This window comes from Pantoea sp. X-Soil-TKNS-1211 (assembly GCF_059730495.1).
On record NZ_AP035957.1, the window covers coordinates 321,062 to 342,526 of the forward strand.

Consider the following 21,465-nt stretch of genomic DNA (forward strand, 5'->3'; position numbering starts at 1 on the left):
GTGTTATGAAATAAAATCATCAATGGCGAACCACTTGCCGATTTCAAAGCAGCCAATTAGTCTTTTGAGCATCTGAACTGCTTAATTGTTTTGTGAGAGTCTCATGGACCTGTTATCTGATGTGCTTCAGCTCCTGTCGGCACAAAGTTACGTCACCACCGGGCAAACCACCGGGACATGCTGGTCGATGCGCTATCCGGGCTTCTCCGGCATGAAATTTATGGCTGTCCGTCAGGGCAAAATCTGGTTCCGCCTTGAGGCAGACGACAACTGGCGGGCGTTGTTACCCGGCGACGGGGTGATTATTACCCGCTCGGCCCCTTTTATCATGGCTTCTGACCCTGCGCTGCCCCCGGTAGCCGCTGAAAGTGTGCCTTACATCCGAAAAAATGGTCTGGCCGATTACGGTGGCGAAGACAGTCTGTTGTTGGCAGGTAAAATGGAGATCGACCCGGTTTCCGCAGAACAACTCCTCAATGTTCTACCGGTGGTGATTCCCCTGCACTCGGATTCGGAATCCTCCTCCACGCTCAGCTGGCTGATGAGCAGACTGCATGATGAAAGCCTGTCTAACCGTCCCGGTTCGGCATTGGCGGGAAATCACCTGATGCATCTGGTGATGATTGAAGGCTTCCGCAGCTGGGTACTCTCTGAGGAAGCGCAATTGCATGGATGGATAGGTGCCTTGCGCGACGCGCGTATTATGCGTGCAGTCACCTCCATTCATGCCGAACCGGCAAAAAGCTGGCAATTGATGGAACTGGCCGTTATTGCCGGTCTGTCGCGCGCCGGGTTTGCACGTCGCTTCAGTGAAACCACCGGTACGTCACCACTGAATTATGTCACTCATTGGAGAATGCAGATCGCCAGCAAAGCCCTGCGGCTCAGCGCTGAACCGATCAAGCATCTGGCGTTCCGCCTGGGCTATGCCTCCGAAAGCACCTTCAGCACCGTCTTCCGCCGGGTCTACGGCACATCCCCTTCCGCGCATCGGGCTGAAGGGCGGGATGGCCCGCTGTACCGACTGGCCACCTTCAGGGAAAGAGGTTCAGCATCTGAAGATCAAAAATGAGATTTTCACAAAACAAATATGGATTTTTGATTATTAATAATCCCAACTGCGCGCGATAACATTTCGTCCCAGAGACCAACCCCTTGTTGGTCTGCTTATCGATGGGATTATCATGCATATCAATAAAACAAGTCGGGACAGGCTGTTTACCGCCGCCGTGTGTCTGGGTTTTGTTCTGGTTCAACTGGATGTCAGTATCGTTAACGTCGGTCTGGAGGTCCTCCGGCAGCATTTTCATGCGGGAATCGCCGATCTCGAATGGGTGATGAACACCTATTCCCTGCTCTTTGCTTCATTGCTGTTGGGTGCTGGCACCCTTGGCGATCGCTTTGGGGTCAGAAACGTTTTCGTCGGCGGGATTGTGATTTTCATTGTGGCTTCGCTCAGCTGTGCTTTTGCACCCACGATATATTGGCTGGACATCGCACGCGGCATTCAGGGCGTTGGCGCGGCGTTGCTGGTCCCCAGTTCACTGACGCTGTTGCGCCAGTATTTTTCAGACAGCCACGCGCGTGCCGGAGCGATTGCCATGTGGGCTGCGGCTGGCAGTTTCGCGCTGGCGGCGGGTCCCGTCGTCGGCGGCTTGTTGATTAATTTGTTGGGGTGGAAAAGCATTTTCCTGATCAACGTGCCTGTGGGTCTGCTGAGCGTGTTTTTCACGTTACGTTTTGCTCCGATTAGCCCGCGTTTTCAGCGGAAAATAAACATCGCCAGTCAGGTTTTGATTGTTCTCGCACTCGGACTGCTCACCTTCGCCCTGACAGAATCCGCGCGCTTTGGCTGGGGAAGCCAGATTACGCTATCCACGTTGTTGGTCGGGCTAGTCGCGCTGCTGGGGTTTATGCTGCGCGAGAGAAAATCAGCCGATCCGGTGGTGATAGCATCCGTGCCGCGCAATAAACTGATCGTCAGCAGTGTGACCATTGGCTTTCTCTGCAACATGGTATTTTACGGTGCGGTTTTCATTTTCAGCATTTTTTTCCAGAGCGAGCTTAAGCTAACTGCATTACAGACCGGTCTGGCCTTTCTGCCTATGATGTTGTTTACCGCCGTGGTGAATTTCAGCAGCAGTAGACTGGGCAGACACTTTCGCCTGCGCTGGCTGTCATGCCTCGGCAGCCTGGTGAGCTGTGTCGGATTCGCGCTGCTGTTATTGATTAAACCGGACTGGAGCACCTGGTCGTTGTTTATTCCGATGATGTTGTTAGGTGCCGGAACTTCCCTGGCGATGCCGGGTGTGGCAAATCTGATCTTTTCGCAGGCGACACACGAAGAAGCCGGATCGGCCTCGGCACTGCTCTCCTGCGCACGCCAGATGGGCGGGGTGATGGGGGTGGCGGTCTTTGGTCTGATTATCAGTTACACCGGCGATGCGAACCTGATTACCGGACTGAAACGGGTTGCCGCGACAGCGATGCTGATGTCGCTTATTTGGTGGGGGATCAGCAGAGCGCGCTTACCTGCTTAACGCGCTACGATAAGGGCGGACGACAGCTCCGGCCCTTATCATGTGTATCACTCACGCACGCAATTTCTCTGCTAACGCATCCTGATATTCAGCAATTTTATCGGGGCTTGCACCCGCCACCCCATGGAAGGAAAGGGGCGATTGGTAGTTCATACCACAATATAATGCTGTCGCTTTCATTGGCGTCATCACTTCTTCGACGGTGCTGTTAATCAAACCCTCATGAGAATAGGTAAATTCACTGGCACCCGCCGAAGCAACAACCAGTAATTGTTTGTTTTTTAGGGCATCACCTTCCGGTCCAAATGCCCAGCCATAAGTCCACACTTCGTTTAAATATGCCTTGAGCATTGGCGTAAGATTGAACCAGTGAATAGGGAAAATAAATACCACTCTTTCAGCATCAGCATAGAAAGATTGTTCCAGTGAAATATCAAAACCGGTGACATCATCACCGTAAATATCTTCTAAATTGCGTACGACGACATTGTGTTGCGCTTCAGCGGTATGTTGAAGTGCTTTAATCACATGAGATCGTTGTTTATAAGGATGTGAAACGATAATTAATGTCTTCATTGGTTATCTCTTACGGTCAAAATCTATCAACGTATTTGCTGATCGTGAAATTACACCCCTTCAACAACCCAGCTATCGGTAATCGCTGAAGTCAGTCGATAAGGAAGAATCGCCTGATAGGCAGGCGAGTAATACCAGGCTTTGGCGGTCTCAAGATCGTCGAAACGCAAAATCACAGTCTTCCCCTGCGGAGCTGTACCCTCCAGGCAGAAACTTTCGGCTCCCTGCACTAGCAGTTGTGCATTAAATGTTTTTAGTGTTTCTGCCACCTTTGCCAGATAGGGTTTCATTCCCTCAGGATCGGTCACGGTGAAATTAAAAATTATGAAGGCGGGTTTCATAGGAACACTCCAGATATCACGCATATTTAGGTGAAAGGCAGTACAACGAGGGAAGTATAAAAAATAATATTATTAACCTGAACTACACCCATGGTTGAACTTGAGTTAACCTAAGGTTATTAATTACATCTACAGGAGAGGACGTTGGAGATTTCACGCCATGTCCGCGCCATTCTCACCTTTGTCGAAACCGTAGATAAAGGAAGTTTTGCCGCCTGCGCCCGGCAGCTCGGAATCAGCACTGCGGCTGTCAGTAAAAATATTGCGGGTCTGGAGCAGGCTCTTGGGGTGCGTTTGCTTAACAGAACCACGCGGCGGTTGACGCTTACCGAAGAAGGTAGCGCGTTTATTCATCAGGCCCGCATAGCCCTGAATGCGCTTGAAGGGGCCGTTGATACGCTTGTAGCGCGTAAGGCGCAAATCAGCGGGCATGTCAGGATCTCGACCAGTTCCGCTTTTGGGCGCATCCACATTTTGCCGGTGTTGCCCGCTATGACGGAGCAATATCCTGCGTTAACGGTTGAAATGGATTTTGATGACAGAGTGACCGACCTCATTAAAGAGGGCTATGACCTGGCGGTCAGGGGCGGCAGGATCGTTGATTCTTCACTGGTTTCTCGTTCCGTCTGCCGTATGAACATGATTTTGGTCGCCTCTCCCGCTTATCTCGCGCGTTATGGCGTGCCTGCCAATCCGCAAATGTTAAGCAATCACAGGTTGATCACCCGGCGCTTCCTGGGAGGGCGTATTTCCCCCTGGGGCTTCAGAAACCCTGATGGCAGCCAGTCAATCTTAGAGCCGGAGGGTAACATCTTAACGGTATCCGCCCCCGAAGCCCTGGTAGACGCTGCGTTACTGGATTACGGCATTGCTCAGGTTGGGGTACATAATGCCTTCGAACATTTGCAATCCGGCAAGCTAAAAATTGTGCTTTATGGTCAGCATGACCCTGGTGATTACGAGATGGTGATCCAGTACCCACACCGCGCACTGATTGCCCCACGCGTAAAGGTTGTGGTGGATTACCTGCTGAACGCCTTCCGGGATGACCGGAAATTGACTATCAATTATGAGGAACTTATACAGTTTCGCGGCTAATGGAGAAATACACGATGTCCACAAGAACGGTGTTATTGGCTGGTGCCACCGGCCTGGTGGGGGGACTGATCCTCGAAGCCCTGCTGGCAGACCAAAACGTCTCGGCAGTGCATGCTTTGAGCCGTCGGCCACTCGCGCTTCAGCACCCGAAACTTCAGGTCCATATTGTGGATTTCAACCATCTTCCCGCTTTACCACAGACGGATGAAGTCTATCTGGCACTCGGCACCACGATTAAGGTGGCAGGCAGCCAGGCGGCGTTTCGTGCGGTTGATTTCGAGGCCAACCTCGCGGTCGCCAGGGCGGCCGGTGCACGGCGGGTGGGATTGGTCAGCGCCGCTGGCGCCAATACCCAATCCGGCGTTTTCTATAACCGCGTGAAGGGAGAACTGGAGCAGGCGCTCAAAGCGATGGATCTCGATGCGTTGGTGATTGCCCAACCTTCGCTACTGCTCGGCTCACGGGAACACCTGCAACAACCACGACGCGTTGGTGAAATCATTGCCAGCCCGATTGCCAGGCTCCTCGCGCCACTGCTGCCCGGTGCTTATCGCCCGGTATCGGCACGTGCCGTGGCTCGGGCGCTGGTCAACACCCTCCCCACCACCAACGGTATGGTGGTCCTTGCCTCCGATGCGCTGGCAAGGTCTGGCCGCGACTGACAATCCAAATAATTTTCTGCCTGCTCGCTTTATATTCGCAAACAGGCAGCGGTGCCTGCAATAATATCATTACGTCCCGTCATTATCTGACCGTAATAAAACCGCATAAATCGATAAAAAAGACCCCATTTTCGTTAAGCGTAAAATGTTAATATCCCGCGCGCACTTTCAGCATTAACAAAATAATATCGAAATTATAAGGCAGACATAACGTGAAAAAGATATTCAAACTTTCACTGGTGGCATCATTAATTGGACTCTCTGGAACGGCCGCTGCGGCACAGGAATCAAACGGATTTCTGGAAGACAGTCACCTTGATGTACTTTTACGTAATGCCTATATCAACAGGGATTACAAAGACGATGGCATTCGTACGCGCCGCGAGTGGGGCCAGGGCATCATCGCCAACTTTTCTTCCGGGTTTACTCAAGGGCCAGTAGGTTTTGGTGTTGACGGTCTTGCGCAGTATGCGGTCAGACTGGATGGCGGCCGTGGCCGCAGCGGTGCAGGTGGTATCGATTTCTTTGCCCAGGATAACGATGGCAAAGCCAAATCTGATCTGGCGAAATTCGGCGCAACCGCTAAAATGCGCTTTTCCAATACCGTACTCAGCTACGGTACTCAGCGTCCGATGCTGCCTATTCTGACGGCGGATGATTCACGTCTGCTTGATGAAACTTATACCGGCTTTATGCTGAACTCGCAGGAAGTCGCCGGGTTAAACGTCACCGCCGGTTACTTTACCGATGAGCAGCAGAAAAGCGACGACAGCCATGACACCGGTCTTAAGTCACTGAGTTTTGCCGGTGCCAGTTATCAGTTTACCGATCAGTTGAGCGGCGCTTTTTACGCTTCGAATGTTGAAGACGTGATTAATAAGCAATACCTTGGGCTGAATTACAAAACTCCGCTGGCAGACAATCAGTCCTTTGGCCTCGACTTCAATGGCTACAATTCGCGTCTGAATCAGGAATACGCCAACCAACTCGACACCGGTCGCAGCAATACCATCTGGAGTCTGGCGGCAAGCTATACCTTTGATATTCATACCTTCAAGGTGGCATATCAGCAAAGCAGTGGCAGCACCGGTTACCATTATGGCGGCTATCGCAACCAGGGCGGCGTCGGGGATGGCGGCAGCACTATCTGGCTGGCGAACTCTTACTGGTCTGATTTTAACGGTGAAGACGAGCGTTCATGGCAGGTTGCGTATTCGATCGACCTGAGCGGTGTCGGCATTGATGGACTGAGCTATGACGTTGCTTATGTGCGGGGTGACAATATCAAAACCGCAGCAACCGATAATGGGCACGAGCATGAGTTCTTTAATCAGGTGCAGTACAAAGTGCCTGATGGTGCCGCTAAAGACCTGAAAGTTAAACTGCGATTCTCCTCGCTGCGCGTCTCTTCTGACGCGGCTGATTATAATGTCGGCGGAAATGAAGTGCGCGTATTTGTTGAATATCCGTTCTCCATTCTCTGATTAAAAAAATGGCAGCCGCGTGCTGCCATTTTTCCCCCATCCGCTCGCTCACCATCAAATATGAAATAAGGCCTATGACCTCCGTTCATCAATAATGCCGCAAAACGTGTAATTATCCGTGCAGCTTAACCATTAAGGTTGTTCTGAACTGAGCAAATTGGATGGGGCCGTATGGAAGATAAAATTAATCTGTCACGTAGGGAATTACTGCCTTTCCTTGCGGGTATTTCCCTGCTGGCACAGCCTGTAACGGCGGCTATCATCGACGGTCAGTCGGATACGCTGGTGGCCTATCACTCACGCAGTGGCAACACGCGGGTGATTGCCGGGATTCTTCAACGCGCCCTGCAAGCCGATCTGCATGAAATCCTGCCACAGACACCCTACCCGGCTGATTATCTGCAGATGGTTGCACAGGCTAGCGATGAACGTAAAAGCGGATTTAATCCGCCCTTGCTGCATGATCTGGCAGAGATAAAACCGTACAAAACGCTCTACCTCGGCTACCCAATTTGGGGAACGAGTTTGCCTTCCATCGTTCGCTCTTTTTTAACGCGCCATGATTGGTCAGGCATAACGATTGTTCCCTTTATCACGCATGGTGGCTATGGGATCGGGGACAGTCTGACCGTGCTGGCGCAATCCGCGCCAGGTGCCAATCTGTTACCGGCTTTTATTATGCAGGCCGATCAGGAACGCCAGACCATGGAAAAAACCCTCGACTGGCTGGTAGCAGTGCAACGTAAAAGCTAACCCCCGAAGATCGATTAGCGCATGTATCGTAGCGACGCGATTTATCGCGTGGGTTTTCTGGAAATGAGCGCGATAAATCGCGCCGCTACGAATTTTTACAGACTGTTAAAACGTTCTTTAAGCAATCAGAACGAGGTTGTCACACCCGCATAATACGCCCGGCCTGGTTCGTTATAGGTCGAAGCCCCTTCGTTTTCACGATAGATTTGCTTGTTCAGCAGGTTGCTGATACCAACGTTGAAACGCAGGTTTTTGTTGTACTGATAATTCACCCCGGCACCAAAGATGGCGTAAGCCCCCACCTCATTTTCCGACAACCCGCTGGCTTCCTTACGAATTTCAGCCGTGGTACGCGGATGCTGGCGACCATACATGGTCCAGCTTAAGGTGGCGGAAAGGGCATCGGTCATCTGCCAGTCCAGCCAGCTGTTTACCGTGTATTTCGGGATCAGAGACAGTGGATTCCCGGTCGATTTATATTTCGAGGTGAACATATAGGTGGCGTTGGTGCGCCAGTTCAGGGTGTCTTCCACCAAAGGGATGGTCAGGTTAGCTTCCAGGCCCTGGGTCAGCGCCTTGCCTCCATTCTGCCACTGATAAATGTCGTACTCAGATGAGTAACGCGCACTGGCAACCTCTACCGTACCCAGCGAGCTGTCGCCAGCCACGATTTTGTTCTGATAATCGTTGCGGAAATACGTCAGGCCTGCGCTGTAACCTTCATCCGTCCATTGCAGTCCGATCTCTTTGTTGACGCTGATTTCGGGTTTGAGGTCAGCGTTGCCCATCAAGTAACAGCCGTTGCTGCCCCCAATGTTACAACCGTTACCGCTACTCGCCAGCAGGTAGCCTTCGCTGGACTGATAGAGATTCGGCGCTTTAAACACACGCGCGATACCGGCTTTCAGCGTGAGGTGATCACCCAATTCCTGCTGAATATTGAGGCTTGGACTCCAGTTACTACCGAAGCGATCGCTGTAGTCAAAACGCAGCCCCGGAATCAGCGTGGTGGAGTCGAAGGCATCAATGGTGTCTTCCAGATAAATGGCGCTCAGCTCCTGGCTGTTTTTGCTGCTGCGCTGAGAAGGATCGCCGGATACACCGTTGATGTCGATACCCGTCGCGTCCGTTTCCTGCATCGATGCCGGATCGTTCAACTGTTCCTTATTCCATTCACCCCCGAGCGTCAGGGTGTTATCCACCAACAGGGTGAAGGGAATGGTGTACTCGTTATTGACGCGCCAGGTTTTATAACGACTGGTGTTATAGGTGTCGCTATTGATCATCCCTTCCACTTTCCCGGTGGATCCTTCGTCCAGGCGGGTGTTGTGGGTGTCTTCATAGCTCAGGGTCAGTTTTGACTGGCCCCAGTCCCAGATACCGTTATGGGTTACGCTGTAGGACTGGCGGTACATGCGATTGGTTTCCTGACCGTATAAGGTCGGCACCAGGGTACTGAGGTTGCTGTTGCTGTACTGAGTATCACCCGCGTAGATGTTGCCCTGGCGGCTGTAGGCGTAGTTGAAATCCATATATTGCTGCGGATTGATCTTCCACTGTACCGCGGTGTTGATATCGCGGTTGCGCACGCCTTCGCGACCTGCCGCATAGGAACCGTTTTCGTTGGTATTGATATCATAGGCGTCAGCGTCAGTCTTGTTGATGTTGCCATACAGGCGCATGGTTAGCACATCATCCACCAGCGGGCCGCTCAGGCTGAAGTTCATGCGTTTAGTCGCGCCTTCATCCTTGTCTTCCGGTTGGTTGGTGTACAGCGACAATGAGCCATGCCAGTCATTGGTCGGGCGTTTGGTGACGATATTCACCACCCCGCCCATTGCACCGGAACCGTAATGCGCAGCGGCCGGGCCACGTAACACATCGATATGATCCACCATCTCCGGTGGCACCCAGTTGCTGTCGCCACGGGTGTCACGCTCGCCGGTACGGCTGTAACGCACAGAACTTCGCGAAGAAACCGGCACACCATCAATCAGTATCAGGGTGTTTTCTGGCCCCATACCACGAATATCAATCTGGCGGTTGTTACCCCGGCTGCCGGTCGCGCTGTTGCCGGTTAAATTCACGCCCGGCATCTTGCGAATGATTTCGGACAGGTCGTTAACCGGCGGGTTGCGTTCCAGATCGTCTTTGGTGATCAGCGATGCACCGGGCTGCTGCTTGAGTTTCTCTTCCGCTTTGGCCGACACCACCATGGTATCTTCGTTGGTCGGATTGACCGTCGGTTCAGTGGTAGTTTTCTTTGCGGTGTCAGATGCCGTATTTGTTACCGTCCCCTGCTCCTGTAACGATAAAACATTCGATGGTGTTTCGACTGCCAGAGAGTAGCCACTGTGGATGACCAGCCCAATCAGTAATGACAGGGTCGTTTTCCTTTTTCCAATTAAGTGAGACATTTTGTTACGTCCAGTTATTATTTTCCACGCCCATAAATGAGCATGCGAATAATTATCATAATCATTCTTGTTTTTGACATAACCGAAATAAACTGACACACCTAATCGCATTAGGTTACGTCCTTTATCTCAATCCTGATGATAATCGCCGGACTATTAAAATTATGGATAAAATAAGGAGATACGAAAAAGAAAGGGAGCAATCAGCGTGATCCAATGTAAACGCGTTTATGAGCCCGCCTCTCCCGAGGATGGCTATCGGGTGTTGGTCGATCGACTCTGGCCGCGCGGAATGAAGAAAACTGACCTGCAATACGATGAATGGAACAAAACCCTGGCACCGTCGACAGAATTGCGTAAAGCGTTCCACGCTGAATTGATCGATTTCACCGCGTTTCGTGAAGGGTATATACAGGAGCTTGCCGGACTTCGGGATAAAGGGTGTCAGTTGCTAGCGAGAGGTAATGTCACGCTGTTATATGCAACGAAGAATACGGCACAGAATCATGCCGAAGTACTGGCGGATTGGCTGCGTTCGTTAACTTAGATTTAGCTAAAGGCTGGCGCTTAATGCCTGGGTATCGCCTGAAAATTTATTGTTTAGCCAGCCGTAATGCGCAGTCGAACCCATTATCCTTGCCTCAGTAACCAAAGATCGATGAACACCATTTCTCTACCTACTGTGCTAACCCGAAATGGTACGAGTTTATGTCCCTGCAAATAGCGCTTAACATCACGCCGCATTCTTCTCATCGGGACATCACGGTGGGTTTGTCCTTTGAGGTAATATGCCAGCGTATTTGGGTTACAGATGCCTTTCGCCATACCCTCGATGCCGGATTCATAAAGCATACCCGCTCGCTCAGGGCTTATGCCCTAATGCCATCAATACGATTATTGAGCATCGCAACTGCGGTACTCGCACATCCAACTGTCGGATGCTTCCACACCGGCTCATGATGTGCCATACGGTTACGCAAATCTTTAATGTCTGTGAGCTGCTTAAATACCCTGGTCGCTCTACGCTCATGCCGCTGAAAATACGGAAATACTGCCGACTCAAGATGAGGCCACAAGCGATCAGTGTTGTTGATATTGTTGTATTTCTTCTCAAATAGACCAACCCAAAAACCAAACATCAATTCAGCCACTACTGCATCTGCAATGACTTTCTTACCTTGGTTAGTCAGTTTGTCTCGCGCTTGTTCCACCATGTTCTCGTGACGTGAAGTCCAGCGTCGTCTATTCAATCGGGGGCCCGTCGAGATACCTTTACGGTAAAAATGATTATCTGTTCCAGGATTTCTTTTCAGCTCTGTCTGAAAGTAATCATCACCTGCTCGTCGTATAACACTGTCAAACCAATCGGTTGTATTGAAATGGTCGGTAGCAGCGCCATGAATTGCATTACGCAATGTCACCTCCAGACATTGAATCAGAGGGTAAAGTGCGGCACCTACGCGTTTATTCCAGATATACGCACCAATATTCCTTTCGGGGTTCTTACTTCCGGTCAATTGCTGATAAGAGTGTAAACGTGGAGGGGAAATGGACTTTTCTATGGCGGCGGTCGTCTGATCTTGCAAGATTGATTCTCCACTGATAAAGTTTCTCGCAACGAACGCGTATGATATTCCCTGTTTTGAACATAATACATATGCCTAAAAGGTTAGGTACCTGAAATAAGTAGGGTGTTTATCCTTACAACAAAAGCGCCGGATGGCGCTTTTGTTGTATCTGACACCATGTCAGATATTCACTGCATAACCGCTGCGGTGTCATAGCGCGGATAGTCGGTGTAACCAACCGCCGAACCACCAAAGAGCGTGGATGGATCGGTGACGGACGCCCGTGGCAGACCCTTGGCAATACGCGCGGGCAGATCAGGGTTGGCAATAAAGGGACGACCAAAAGCCACCAGATCTACCCACCCCGCCCGCAGATAGGTTTCTGCTTTTTCCACCGTATAGTTTCCGGCGACGATTAACGTTCCGCTGAACGCCGCACGCAGCGACTTGCGGAAGCTATCCGGGATGGTGGGCGCATCATCCCAATCGGCTTCTGCCAGGTGGATAAAGGCAATGCCTTTTTCCTCGCACCATTGCGCCAGGGCGAGGATGGCATCCACCGCTTCAGGATCATCCATACCACGTTGAGTAATAAACGGAGCGAGACGGATACCGGTGCGCTCCACACCGATCGCATCGCTGATGGCCATCAGCACCTCCTGAGCAAAGCGGATACGGTTGCTCACCGGGCCACCGTATTGATCGGTGCGCTGGTTTGAGGTGCGACGCAGAAACTGATCCACCAGGTAACCATTGCCACCGTGTACCTCGATACCATCGAAACCGGCATTGATAGCGTTAAGCGCCGCCTGGCGATATTGACTAATCGCCGTTTGAATATCCTGCTGCGTCATCTCACGCGGCACAGGACAGTCAATCATCTGCCCCTCTCCATGTTCGTTAACGATCCATACCTGGCCGTCAAACGGGATGGCCGACGGTGCAAGCGGCTGCCCATCAGGATGGAAGGAGGGATGGGACATGCGTCCGACATGCCATAATTGCGAGACAATTTTGCCACCGACGTGGTGCACCGCATCCGTAACCAGACGCCAACCGACCAACTGTTCCGCTGTATGCATACCGGGTGTCCAGGAGTAACCCTGCGCCTGCGGTGAGATTTGCGTCGCTTCGGTGATGATCAACCCTGCCGTGGCACGCTGCTGATAATATTCCGCCATCAGAGCCGTCGGAATATTACCCGGTTGCGCGGTGCGCGCCCGTGTCATTGGGGCCATGACGATACGATTTGCCAATGTCATACCGCCCAGTTGAGTTGGCTGTAACAACATTTTCTCTGCCATCCCTACGTTCCTCGTTAATAGAAAACGTTGACACTAAGCCTTTGCGGGTATTTTGATAATAACGATTAAAACTGAATCTCTGTTCGGAAAAGCTGAATAATATGGGCAAACTGGAAGACCTGACCTTGCTGGTGCAGGTGGTTGAGGCGGGAGGACTGGCGGCGGCTGGCCGCCGTATGAACCTGTCACCGGCAACCATGAGCGCACGCCTGAAAGCGCTGGAGGAGCGTTATCAGACACGTTTTTTCCATCGTTCGACCCGCGCAATCTCTCTCACCCGGGTGGGTGAGGAATTCTATCAATCGGCGTTGCGCGTGCTGGAAGAAATGGAGCAGGCCGAGGCAAAACTGGCGCAACAGGAGGGCGTGTTGAGCGGGACTTTGCGCATATCGGCACCGTCGGATTTTGGTCGTCAGTACCTTTCCCCGGCATTGCTGGCGTTTTCCCGCCTGCACCCCGGCGTCAAAAGCACCTTGCTGCTGAGCGAGGACATCGAAGACCTGATTGCTCAACGGCTGGATATGAGCATTCGCTTTGGCAATTTGCCCGACAGTAATCTGATCAAACGCGACATCAAACCTAATCACCGGGTATTAGTGGCCTCGCCGGAATATCTCTCCACCCAGGGAACGCCGGGCCACCCGCTGGAACTGCCCCAACATCGCTGCCTGATCATGGAACAGCGTGGTTCGTTACTGAACGTGTGGCGCTTTGAAGTGGAGGGTGAGATCAGGACGCTGGAAATCAGCCCGGCGATGATCACCGATGATGGCGCGCTGCTCCGTGAGTGGGTGTTGGCTGGCGCAGGTATCGCCAGCAAGTCGTGGTGGGATGTGAAGCGCGATGTGGAACAAGGGAAACTGGTGGTGCTGTTTGGCAATCACTTTATCGGCTTCAGTCGTAATGACAGCCGTCAGGTAGGATTAGAGTTCGTCTACCCGCAGCGGCGTTTTCAGCCGTTACAGGTGGCGGCGTTCAGTGATTTTTTTATTGGCTGGCTGGAACAGAACTGAGCGCGCAGATTAATTCGTTAAAATACCGAAAATATCCACTTTAAAATTTTGCTTCTGGCTATCATTTCCAGATTAAAACCACAGCAACGCGGTGATAAAACAGGAACCGATGCAATGAATGCAATAAGAACCAGAATATTAGGATGGCTGGTCGCCGCAGGCGTCATGCTGCTTGCGACGCAGGTCAGTGCGAATGTGAACTTAGCCGTTGTAAAACCGGTAATGGACTGTAGCCAGTTAACGACCGTCAATGTCAGCGACAAACTTGGTGAGAAAGTCACCCTAACCTCTGCGACATCACTGAAAACCGCTAAAGGGACATTCTGCCAGGTTAAAGCCACCATCGCCCCTTCCATTGGCGTGGAAGTGGCGCTACCGCAACAGCAGTGGACGCAACGTTTCCTGCAAGTGGGATGCGGCGGGTTATGCGGCCAGATCAACCTCAGCCCGGCGAATGCCAACGGCTGTGCACCGGCCACTCAGGGCGAATTTGTCGTCGCTGCCACCGATATGGGCCACAGCGGCGGCATGATGGATGCCAGCTGGGCGGAAGACCCACAAAAACGCATTGATTTTGCTTATCGCGCCAATCATCTCACCGCGCAGCTGGCAAAAACCCTGATCCAGGCGTATTACGGTCAGGCGCAAAAATACGCCTACTTTATGGGTTGCTCTGATGGCGGGCGTGAGGCGCTGATGGAAGCACAACGCTTCCCGGATGATTTTGATGGCATCAGCGCCGGAGCACCGGCGGCGTTTTTCCAGTTCCAAAACTCCTTTTTCCACGGCTGGAACGTGGTCGCCAATCAGCGCGCAGATGGCAGCGCTATCCTGCTGAAAGACCGTCTGCAAATTCTGCATCGTGCCGTGCTGGCTCACTGTCCTACCCTGTCGGGTGTCAATGATGGCCTGCTGGCTAACCCCTATGCCTGCACCTTCTCCGCCAACTGGGTGAAAACTTGTGCCGCCAACCAGAGCGATAAATCAGATTGCCTGACCGCCGAGGAAATTGGCGTGGCGGAAAAACTCTACCGCGGTGCTTACGACAGCGCAGGCAATCAATTTGTGGTGGCGGGTTTGCCTCTGGGGTCAGAGCTACGCTGGCCAGTGCCAGCGACCGCAGACGGTCATTCAATGTCGGAGATGATGGCGCTACCTGCGCTGCAATCGGTATTGTTGCCGGGAGGCAAACAGAACATCACTACCATGCGTGATTTCCAACTGAACAAACAGAACTTCACGGCTGTCGCACAGCTGGCACCGCTGTATAACGCCGCCAACACCAATCTGCGTCGCTACATGGAACGCGGCGGTAAGCTGATTATGTGGCACGGCCTGGCGGATGATTCTGTCAGCCCGGCGTTCTCCATCGCTTACTACCGTGGCGTTGAGGCTTATCTCGGTAAGCAAGCCACAGAGAAATTTATCCGCCTGTTTCTGCTACCAGGCGTGGCCCACTGTGGTGGTGGCGAGGGGTTAGATCAGATCGATTTGCTGACACCGCTGATGGCCTGGACCGAGCAACAGGTTGCGCCGCAAGCGCTGATTGCAGGTAAGTCAGCTCAACAGGCCAATGCGGGCATGCCGCCGATGCCACCACAAGGGAAAATGCCCGCTGGCGAGGCGGGGGCTGAAGCACATTTCCACGGTGTACAACGTACCAGTTCACCGGTGGCAGCAATCATGCCGCCATTAAAAGCCACCCGACCGGTATTCCCTTATCCGTATATTGCGCAATATAGCGGGAAAGGCTCAGTCGATCAGGCGGAGAATTATGTGGCGGTGAAATCGGCGGCCTATGACAATCTGGTGGTGGGCAAACCGGCCAGCGATTTTATTGGCCCCAATAATCAACAGAACTATGTCGCCAAAGGCGGCAAGTTGGAGATTCAGCCATAATGATCTCCTGACCGAGCGGGTGAGCTGTCACTCTGCCCGGTTCAGCCGCCACACCAGCGTCTGGCGAGCATGGGCAATTCTGGGCTGGCGCAACGCGCTGGCTAACCATACGAGGTTATAACGGATTTCGGTGTCCCCCACCGGAGCCTGAAGAGCGACCAGATCGCCCTTTTCAATTTGCTGCTGGCACAGAAACAACGGCATCACCGACCAGCCAAATCCCTGAACCAACAAACTGCGCTGGCCGCGTAAATCCTGGCCGACCATTGCGGGTAACAGCGTCTTGTAGTTGATGCGATTTTTTTCCAGCCAGTGGTCGATCAACGACAGTTCCAGGTTATACGCCAGCAACGGCTCTTGCAGTAAATCAGTGGCAAAGTTGGTGCTGGCATTCAGCCGTGACGCCACGCCCGGTGAAGCGACTGCCAGCACCTTATCGCGAAAAATCACCTCGCCTTTTAACCGGCTATCCGTCACCGGATGGGCGGTGATGCCTAAATCACAATGCCCCTCCACCACCATCTGCGTCACCATCGGCCCATCTCCGGTATGCATATGCACCCGGATGCCGCTCTCCAGCAGTGGCAGCAACTCACCGGCCAGCTTATCTGCCATAAAATCGGCGTGGCCGATAATTTGCAACGTACCACTGACATCCATTGATCGCGCCCTCGCCGACGCCAGCGCCGACTCAGCCGTATCCAGACTGCTGCCGATATCCGCGGCCAGATCCTCCGCCGCAGGCGTGGGTATGACCCCTTGCGGTTGGCGTTCAAACAACGGTCGCCCGATAGCGACCTCCAGCCCACTGATGTGCTGAGAAACCGCAGGTTGCGTCAGGTTGAGCGCTCTGGCAGCACCAGATATCGAACGCTGACGGTAGACCTCCATAAAGGTACGCAAACGGACCAGTGACATAAGACCCCATAAATAAATTTATACCCCCACGAAAATAGCCTTGTTAGCCAGCAAAATCCAGCACGGGTAAGCTCGTCGCATCTTAATCAGTGACCCAATTCGACAGGACAATATGATGAACCCGACCCAACACGATCAGCAGTTGCTGCACATCCTGCACAGCATGAAAAACACCCATTTACAGGCGGGGCCAGCCTCTGCGGCATTACGTCGTGATCGCCTGCTGCGCAGCATCGCGCTGATTCGCGACAACCATGCGGCGATTGCGGCCGCGATTAACGCCGATTTCGGCCATCGCAGCGCTTATCAGACGATGGCGGCAGACCTGGTTACCACCATCAATATGCTGCAACATTCCGCTGATAATCTTGAAAGCTGGATGGCAGCGGAAAACGCGGAAGTGCCGGTTGCAGGCATGCAGGCGTGGATTACACCCCAGCCGCTCGGCGTGGTTGGCATTATCAGCCCGTGGAATTTCCCGATTAACCTCGCCTTTGGACCGCTGGCAGGCGTGTTTGCCGCCGGTAACACCGCGATGTTGAAACCTTCGGAACTGACGCCCAAAACCTCCGAACTGCTGGCGGAACTGGTCGCCCGCTACTTTGATCCTCAGGAGCTTACCGTGGTGCTGGGTGATGCTGACGTCGGTCAGGCCTTTAGCCGTCTGCCTTTCGACCATCTGGTATTTACCGGTAGCACCAATGTGGGCAAACACGTGATGCGTGCTGCGGCGGAAAACCTCGTGCCGGTCACGCTGGAACTGGGGGGTAAGTCGCCGGTGGTGGTTGATGTGGATGCCGATCCGGCACTGGCCGCAGCGAGAACGTTGACCATCAAAACCTTTAATGCCGGGCAGATCTGTATCTCTCCCGATTATCTGCTGCTGCCTGAAGGTGCTGAAGCAGCCTTTGTCAGCGCCGCGCGCAGCTTTATGCATCAGGCGTTCCCTACCGTGCAGTCAAACCCGGATTACACCGCCATCATCAGCGATCGTCATTATCAACGGCTGATCAATCTGCTGGAGGATGCGAAAAACAAAGGCGCACGCATTATCAGTCTGGCCCCCGAAGGTGAACCGGCTTTCGATGCTCACAGCAGAAAAATCGCCCCGCATTTGATTCTCGCGGTGACGGAAGAGATGGCAGTCATGCAGGAGGAGATCTTTGGTCCGCTGTTGCCCATCAAAACCTGGTCAAGCTCGGTGACTGAAGCGATTGATTATATCAACGCGCATCCTCGCCCGCTGGCGGCCTACTATTTTGGTAACGACCCGCAGCGTCAGCAGCAGATAACACAGCGCACCACCTCGGGCGCATTGGTGATTAATGACGTCATGACCCATGCTTCTCTCGACAGCTTACCGTTCGGCGGCGTCGGGGCATCGGGTATCGGCGCTTACCATGGCATTCACGGTTTCCGCCGCTTCAGCCATGCCAAACCCGTCGTCGTTCAGGACGAAGCAGGCACCACCAACCTGCGACTGCGCGCCCCTTATCAGGACAAGATGGCGTTACTGACATCACTGCTTACTCAACAACAGTAACTTACTGTGTAAAAAGAGGATTTATCATGAAAGTGTTAATGGTACTGACTTCCCACGAAACGCTGGGTAATACCGGCAAGAAAACCGGATTCTGGCTGGAAGAGTTTGCCGCACCTTACTATGTGTTCAAGGACGCGGGAGCAGAGATCGTGCTGGCTTCGCCGGCAGGCGGGCAGCCCCCGCTTGATCCGAAAAGCGATCTGCCTGATTTTCAGACCGCGATGACCGAGCGCTTTAAAACCGACCCTGCCGCGCAACAGGCTCTGGCAACTACGGTGAAACTGGATAGCGTTGATCAAGCTACTTTCGATACCGTGTTCTATCCCGGCGGCCATGGTCCGTTGTGGGATTTGGCTGAGTCCGCCCAGTCGATTAACCTGATTGAGTCATTTGATCGCGCCGCGAAACCGATTGGTTTTGTCTGCCATGCGCCGGGGGCGCTGCGTCATGTCAAAGCCACCAGCGGCGAACCGCTGATCAAAGGTAAACAAGTCACCGGCTTTACCAATAGTGAAGAAGCCGCCGTGGAATTGACTGACGTGGTGCCGTTCCTGATCGAAGACGAATTTATCGCTCTTGGCGCGCACTACCAGAAAGGCGCTGACTGGATGCCGTTTGTGGTTGAGGATGGCAATCTGATTACCGGACAAAACCCGGCCAGCTCGGAAGAAGTAGCAAAACGCCTGCTGAACAAACTTGCGGGCAACTGATTGCTGATATCCGGCAAATCTTATGCAAACACGGCAGTTGGTGCACTGCCGTCACCATCTTACCCTCCTTTTAATGATAAACATTAAAAGGAACGGCCATGCACACGCGACATCCATTGCTGGCAGGAGCACTGCTGCTCACTGCCCTTTTCTCTTTGACCACCCGGGCGGAAGAAACCTTACGTATCGGCTACCAAAAATCCTCCACCCTGCTGACGCTGATTAAGCAGCGTGGCGACCTGGACAAGACGTTGGCCGAACAGGGGATAAAAGTCAGCTGGCATGAGTTCTCCAGCGGTCTGCCGCTGTTTGAGGCTCTCAATCTGAACAATGTCGATCTCTCCGCTGACGTTGCCGATACCGTACCGGTGTTCGCTCAGGCCGCAGGTGCCGATCTCACCTATTACGCACGAGAAACACCCTCACCCACGGCGCAAGCGATTCTGGTTCCCGCCAACTCGCCGATCAAAACTTTGCAGGACCTGAAAGGTAAAAAGATCGCGGTGACCAAAGCGGCAGGCAGCCATTACTTGCTGATCGCCGCACTGCAAAAGGCCGGACTCACATTCGGCGACATTAGCGCCGCCTGGCTGACTCCCGCTGACGGACGCGCGGCACTGGAGAATGGCAGCGTTGATGCCTGGGTGAGCTGGGAACCCTATGTCACCAGCGCGAAGGTGGAACAGCACGCACGTGTGTTGGTGAGCGGTAAAGGACTGGCGAGCTATCAGCGTTACTATCTGGTCTCGACTCCTTACGCCAAAGCGCATTCTCAGGTACTGAACACGGTGTTTAACACATTGAATCAGGAAGCAATATGGGTGAAAGCCCATCCTGCGGCGGCGGCAAAAATCCTGTCACCGTTATGGGGGAATCTCGCGGTCGCCACTGTGGAGCAGGCGAATGCCCAGCGTAGCTACCAGATTGAACCGGTGAAAAATAGCGATCTGGCAGAACAGCAAAAAATTGCTGATGCATTTTATGATGCAAAACTGCTGCCGAAGCGGGTTGATGCGCAGGATGTGGGGACGTGGCAGCCGGGTGAGCGGTGACACTATCATCCTTATTTCAACGTTGTTTTAGGTGGTTCATTGTAAGTTATATGGAATATGATAATATTTGATAATCTTCATAACCCATGAGGAGATCATTTATGACTGCCATCCATGAGCATCCAGGGGTTTCCACACTGATAGGTACCCCAAAAGAAGTTCAGAGCCGCCTGAATGAGTCTCATGCCAGCCAGGTCATAGCCGTGGCCTTTGAGAACATCAGTAATAAATCGGTTCTGAACGCATTGACTGAGAACCTATCGACAATTGCCTCATCAATGTTTGAACTTATTAAAGAGCGACAGAAGCGTGAGACGCTGGAACATTTAGTGGGTGCAATGCTACCTCGTCTCCCAGCCTCCCCGCATCTGCTCAAAGAGGCCGTGATGCTGTTGCAAGCGCGCAAAGCTGTCTTGGACAGTGGAAATTGGCTTACCGCAGCCGAGGTCGCGCAACTGGCTGGGTTGAGTACCAATAACCCCAGTGCTCAACCCAATAAATGGAAAAAAAACCGTCAAATCTTTGCCATCAACCACAATGGCATTGATTACTTTCCGGATTATGGATTGGACAGAAGCATCAATTTCCGTCCCCTGAAGTCCATGAGTGAGGTGATCAACGTACTGCAAGGACATAAGGATGGCTGGGGGATGGCATTCTGGTTTCTGTCGAGTAATAGCTTCCTGGGTGGTAAACGCCCTCAGGATCTTCTGCTGACGGAACCTGCTCGCGTCATTGCTGCTGCCAAAGATGAAGCAGAAGGGATTACACATGGATGAAAATCATAAAACTACCGCATCCCCCCTGTCCGCAGTTGCGGTAGGGGTAGCAATCACCCCCGTCCCCCATCATCCCCTGAAGACCTCCACGATCACCATAAAGTCAGGAACGATCCTGCATCGTATTCATAATCAAAAGTATGATGCCGACCAGTTCAATCCTGGAACGCGAGGCAATGCGCGTTTTAGCCCTATACAAAATAATAAAGGTGAGCCCATACCTACGCTCTATGGTGGCGCGACCAAAGATTGCGCATTAATGGAAACAATTTTCCACGATGTGCCCTGGTCACCCGGACTCAAAACACTCGACAAAAACAAGTTTGAGGGGCAAGTCCACTCGAAAGTTGAACTTACACAAGATTTGGAACTTGTTGACTTAAGCAGTATCGCTTTACGTCAGTTAGGCATCACGCGTAAGCAACTTATTGATACCGAAAAAGATCAGTACCCTTTAACTCATCTATGGACAAAAGAATTGCATCATTGCTGTCATAATGCACAAGGACTTTCCTGGATTTCGAGGCAAGACGACTCTGCACGAGCAGTTGTTCTTTTTGGTGATCGTATATCGACTAAAACGCTTCGTCCTGTTGGTCATTCAGTGAGCCTGATTAACGACACAACAACCTATAATGAAGTACTAAATCTTGCAGAACGATTGGGCGTGTTCGTTATACCGGGAAAATAGTTGCTTTTGATCGGGAGAAGCTGACTGGTGCCTTTCCCTGGCTGTGTGGAAGATTCTGCTGCCGAAGCAGGTTGATGCGCAGGATGTGGGGACGTGGCAGCCGGGAACACCGTAATT

General features: G+C 52.6%; 20 protein-coding genes. 14 read left to right on the forward strand and 6 right to left on the reverse strand.

Annotation, left to right across the window (positions count from 1 at the left end; translation table 11 throughout):
- Positions 1-103 precede the first annotated feature (103 nt).
- Positions 104-1,072 carry an AraC family transcriptional regulator gene (locus AC6I8W_RS28170; RefSeq protein ID WP_497839518.1) on the forward strand — a complete coding sequence of 323 codons (969 nt, stop codon included), beginning with the start codon at positions 104-106 and terminating at the stop codon, positions 1,070-1,072.
- 112 nt (positions 1,073-1,184) lie between these two features.
- Positions 1,185-2,540, forward strand: coding sequence for an MFS transporter (locus tag AC6I8W_RS28175; protein ID WP_497839519.1), 1,356 nt, complete (start codon positions 1,185-1,187; stop codon positions 2,538-2,540).
- Positions 2,541-2,591: 51 nt separating this feature from the next.
- On the opposite strand, the gene AC6I8W_RS28180 is transcribed toward AC6I8W_RS28175, so the two are convergent.
- Both AC6I8W_RS28180 and AC6I8W_RS28185 read right to left on the reverse strand, forming a co-directional pair.
- Positions 2,592-3,116: an NAD(P)H-dependent oxidoreductase gene (locus AC6I8W_RS28180; protein WP_497839520.1), complete on the reverse strand. Its 525-nt coding sequence runs from the start codon at positions 3,114-3,116 to the stop codon at positions 2,592-2,594.
- A 50-nt stretch (positions 3,117-3,166) separates the two neighbouring features.
- Complete coding sequence (locus AC6I8W_RS28185; RefSeq protein ID WP_497839521.1) at positions 3,167-3,457, reverse strand: DUF1330 domain-containing protein; 291 nt, start codon at positions 3,455-3,457, stop codon at positions 3,167-3,169.
- A gap of 144 nt (positions 3,458-3,601) precedes the next feature.
- Here AC6I8W_RS28185 and AC6I8W_RS28190 point away from each other — a divergent pair, with 144 nt between their 5' ends.
- From AC6I8W_RS28190 to AC6I8W_RS28205, 4 genes are all read left to right on the forward strand, one after another.
- A complete protein-coding gene (locus AC6I8W_RS28190; RefSeq protein ID WP_497839522.1) occupies positions 3,602-4,555 on the forward strand; it encodes a LysR family transcriptional regulator in 954 nt (317 codons plus the stop codon).
- Between the two features lie 14 nt (positions 4,556-4,569).
- The gene (locus tag AC6I8W_RS28195; protein WP_497839523.1) at positions 4,570-5,217 is read left to right on the forward strand and encodes an NAD(P)H-binding protein; all 648 of its coding nucleotides are present in this window, start codon (positions 4,570-4,572) and stop codon (positions 5,215-5,217) included.
- 212 nt (positions 5,218-5,429) lie between these two features.
- A complete protein-coding gene (locus AC6I8W_RS28200; protein ID WP_497839524.1) occupies positions 5,430-6,701 on the forward strand; it encodes an OprD family outer membrane porin in 1,272 nt (423 codons plus the stop codon).
- Between the two features lie 171 nt (positions 6,702-6,872).
- Entirely contained in the window at positions 6,873-7,454 is a 582-nt protein-coding gene (locus AC6I8W_RS28205) for a flavodoxin (protein ID WP_497839525.1), read from the forward strand.
- A gap of 125 nt (positions 7,455-7,579) precedes the next feature.
- Here AC6I8W_RS28205 and AC6I8W_RS28210 read toward each other — a convergent pair whose 3' ends face one another.
- Positions 7,580-9,871: a FepA family TonB-dependent siderophore receptor gene (locus tag AC6I8W_RS28210; protein ID WP_497839526.1), complete on the reverse strand. Its 2,292-nt coding sequence runs from the start codon at positions 9,869-9,871 to the stop codon at positions 7,580-7,582.
- A 208-nt stretch (positions 9,872-10,079) separates the two neighbouring features.
- Here AC6I8W_RS28210 and AC6I8W_RS28215 point away from each other — a divergent pair, with 208 nt between their 5' ends.
- Complete coding sequence (locus tag AC6I8W_RS28215; protein ID WP_497839527.1) at positions 10,080-10,418, forward strand: DUF488 domain-containing protein; 339 nt, start codon at positions 10,080-10,082, stop codon at positions 10,416-10,418.
- 322 nt (positions 10,419-10,740) lie between these two features.
- Here the strand turns inward: AC6I8W_RS28215 and AC6I8W_RS28220 are convergent, their stop codons facing one another.
- Complete coding sequence (locus AC6I8W_RS28220; protein ID WP_497839528.1) at positions 10,741-11,457, reverse strand: Abi family protein; 717 nt, start codon at positions 11,455-11,457, stop codon at positions 10,741-10,743.
- Positions 11,458-11,627: 170 nt separating this feature from the next.
- Entirely contained in the window at positions 11,628-12,743 is a 1,116-nt protein-coding gene (locus AC6I8W_RS28225) for an alkene reductase (RefSeq protein WP_497839529.1), read from the reverse strand.
- A gap of 101 nt (positions 12,744-12,844) precedes the next feature.
- Between AC6I8W_RS28225 and AC6I8W_RS28230 the strand changes: the two genes are divergently transcribed.
- Together AC6I8W_RS28230 and AC6I8W_RS28235 are read left to right on the forward strand one after the other, a co-directional pair.
- Entirely contained in the window at positions 12,845-13,756 is a 912-nt protein-coding gene (locus AC6I8W_RS28230; RefSeq protein ID WP_497839530.1) for a LysR family transcriptional regulator, read from the forward strand.
- Positions 13,757-13,870: 114 nt separating this feature from the next.
- Entirely contained in the window at positions 13,871-15,655 is a 1,785-nt protein-coding gene (locus AC6I8W_RS28235; protein ID WP_497839531.1) for a tannase/feruloyl esterase family alpha/beta hydrolase, read from the forward strand.
- A 27-nt stretch (positions 15,656-15,682) separates the two neighbouring features.
- Here the strand turns inward: AC6I8W_RS28235 and AC6I8W_RS28240 are convergent, their stop codons facing one another.
- The gene (locus AC6I8W_RS28240) at positions 15,683-16,573 is read right to left on the reverse strand and encodes a LysR family transcriptional regulator (protein WP_497839532.1); all 891 of its coding nucleotides are present in this window, start codon (positions 16,571-16,573) and stop codon (positions 15,683-15,685) included.
- Positions 16,574-16,688: 115 nt separating this feature from the next.
- Between AC6I8W_RS28240 and AC6I8W_RS28245 the strand changes: the two genes are divergently transcribed.
- The 5 genes from AC6I8W_RS28245 (at position 16,689) to AC6I8W_RS28265 (ending at position 21,348) form a co-directional block, all read left to right on the forward strand.
- A complete protein-coding gene (locus AC6I8W_RS28245) occupies positions 16,689-18,116 on the forward strand; it encodes a coniferyl aldehyde dehydrogenase (protein WP_497839722.1) in 1,428 nt (475 codons plus the stop codon).
- A gap of 26 nt (positions 18,117-18,142) precedes the next feature.
- Entirely contained in the window at positions 18,143-18,826 is a 684-nt protein-coding gene (locus AC6I8W_RS28250; protein ID WP_497839533.1) for a type 1 glutamine amidotransferase domain-containing protein, read from the forward strand.
- A 98-nt stretch (positions 18,827-18,924) separates the two neighbouring features.
- A complete protein-coding gene (locus AC6I8W_RS28255; RefSeq protein ID WP_497839534.1) occupies positions 18,925-19,878 on the forward strand; it encodes an aliphatic sulfonate ABC transporter substrate-binding protein in 954 nt (317 codons plus the stop codon).
- Between the two features lie 101 nt (positions 19,879-19,979).
- Positions 19,980-20,657 carry a hypothetical protein gene (locus tag AC6I8W_RS28260; RefSeq protein ID WP_497839535.1) on the forward strand — a complete coding sequence of 226 codons (678 nt, stop codon included), beginning with the start codon at positions 19,980-19,982 and terminating at the stop codon, positions 20,655-20,657.
- Positions 20,650-21,348: an RES family NAD+ phosphorylase gene (locus AC6I8W_RS28265; RefSeq protein ID WP_497839536.1), complete on the forward strand. Its 699-nt coding sequence runs from the start codon at positions 20,650-20,652 to the stop codon at positions 21,346-21,348. The genes AC6I8W_RS28260 and AC6I8W_RS28265 overlap by 8 nt, the downstream gene beginning before the upstream one ends.
- The last annotated feature ends 117 nt before the right edge of the window (positions 21,349-21,465 follow it).

Excerpts from the sequence above, each read along its gene's own strand:
- AC6I8W_RS28170 (WP_497839518.1), top strand. The coding sequence starts at position 104 with ATGGACCTGTTATCTGATGTGCTTCAGCTCCTGTCGGCACAAAGTTAC.
- AC6I8W_RS28175 (WP_497839519.1), top strand. The coding sequence starts at position 1,185 with ATGCATATCAATAAAACAAGTCGGGACAGGCTGTTTACCGCCGCCGTG.
- AC6I8W_RS28180 (WP_497839520.1), bottom strand. The coding sequence starts at position 3,116 with ATGAAGACATTAATTATCGTTTCACATCCTTATAAACAACGATCTCAT.
- AC6I8W_RS28185 (WP_497839521.1), bottom strand. The coding sequence starts at position 3,457 with ATGAAACCCGCCTTCATAATTTTTAATTTCACCGTGACCGATCCTGAG.
- AC6I8W_RS28195 (WP_497839523.1), top strand. The coding sequence starts at position 4,570 with ATGTCCACAAGAACGGTGTTATTGGCTGGTGCCACCGGCCTGGTGGGG.
- AC6I8W_RS28205 (WP_497839525.1), top strand. The coding sequence starts at position 6,873 with ATGGAAGATAAAATTAATCTGTCACGTAGGGAATTACTGCCTTTCCTT.
- AC6I8W_RS28210 (WP_497839526.1), bottom strand. The coding sequence starts at position 9,871 with ATGTCTCACTTAATTGGAAAAAGGAAAACGACCCTGTCATTACTGATT.
- AC6I8W_RS28225 (WP_497839529.1), bottom strand. The coding sequence starts at position 12,743 with ATGGCAGAGAAAATGTTGTTACAGCCAACTCAACTGGGCGGTATGACA.
- AC6I8W_RS28230 (WP_497839530.1), top strand. The coding sequence starts at position 12,845 with ATGGGCAAACTGGAAGACCTGACCTTGCTGGTGCAGGTGGTTGAGGCG.
- AC6I8W_RS28235 (WP_497839531.1), top strand. The coding sequence starts at position 13,871 with ATGAATGCAATAAGAACCAGAATATTAGGATGGCTGGTCGCCGCAGGC.
- AC6I8W_RS28240 (WP_497839532.1), bottom strand. The coding sequence starts at position 16,573 with ATGTCACTGGTCCGTTTGCGTACCTTTATGGAGGTCTACCGTCAGCGT.
- AC6I8W_RS28245 (WP_497839722.1), top strand. The coding sequence starts at position 16,689 with ATGAACCCGACCCAACACGATCAGCAGTTGCTGCACATCCTGCACAGC.
- AC6I8W_RS28250 (WP_497839533.1), top strand. The coding sequence starts at position 18,143 with ATGAAAGTGTTAATGGTACTGACTTCCCACGAAACGCTGGGTAATACC.
- AC6I8W_RS28255 (WP_497839534.1), top strand. The coding sequence starts at position 18,925 with ATGCACACGCGACATCCATTGCTGGCAGGAGCACTGCTGCTCACTGCC.
- AC6I8W_RS28260 (WP_497839535.1), top strand. The coding sequence starts at position 19,980 with ATGACTGCCATCCATGAGCATCCAGGGGTTTCCACACTGATAGGTACC.
- AC6I8W_RS28265 (WP_497839536.1), top strand. The coding sequence starts at position 20,650 with ATGGATGAAAATCATAAAACTACCGCATCCCCCCTGTCCGCAGTTGCG.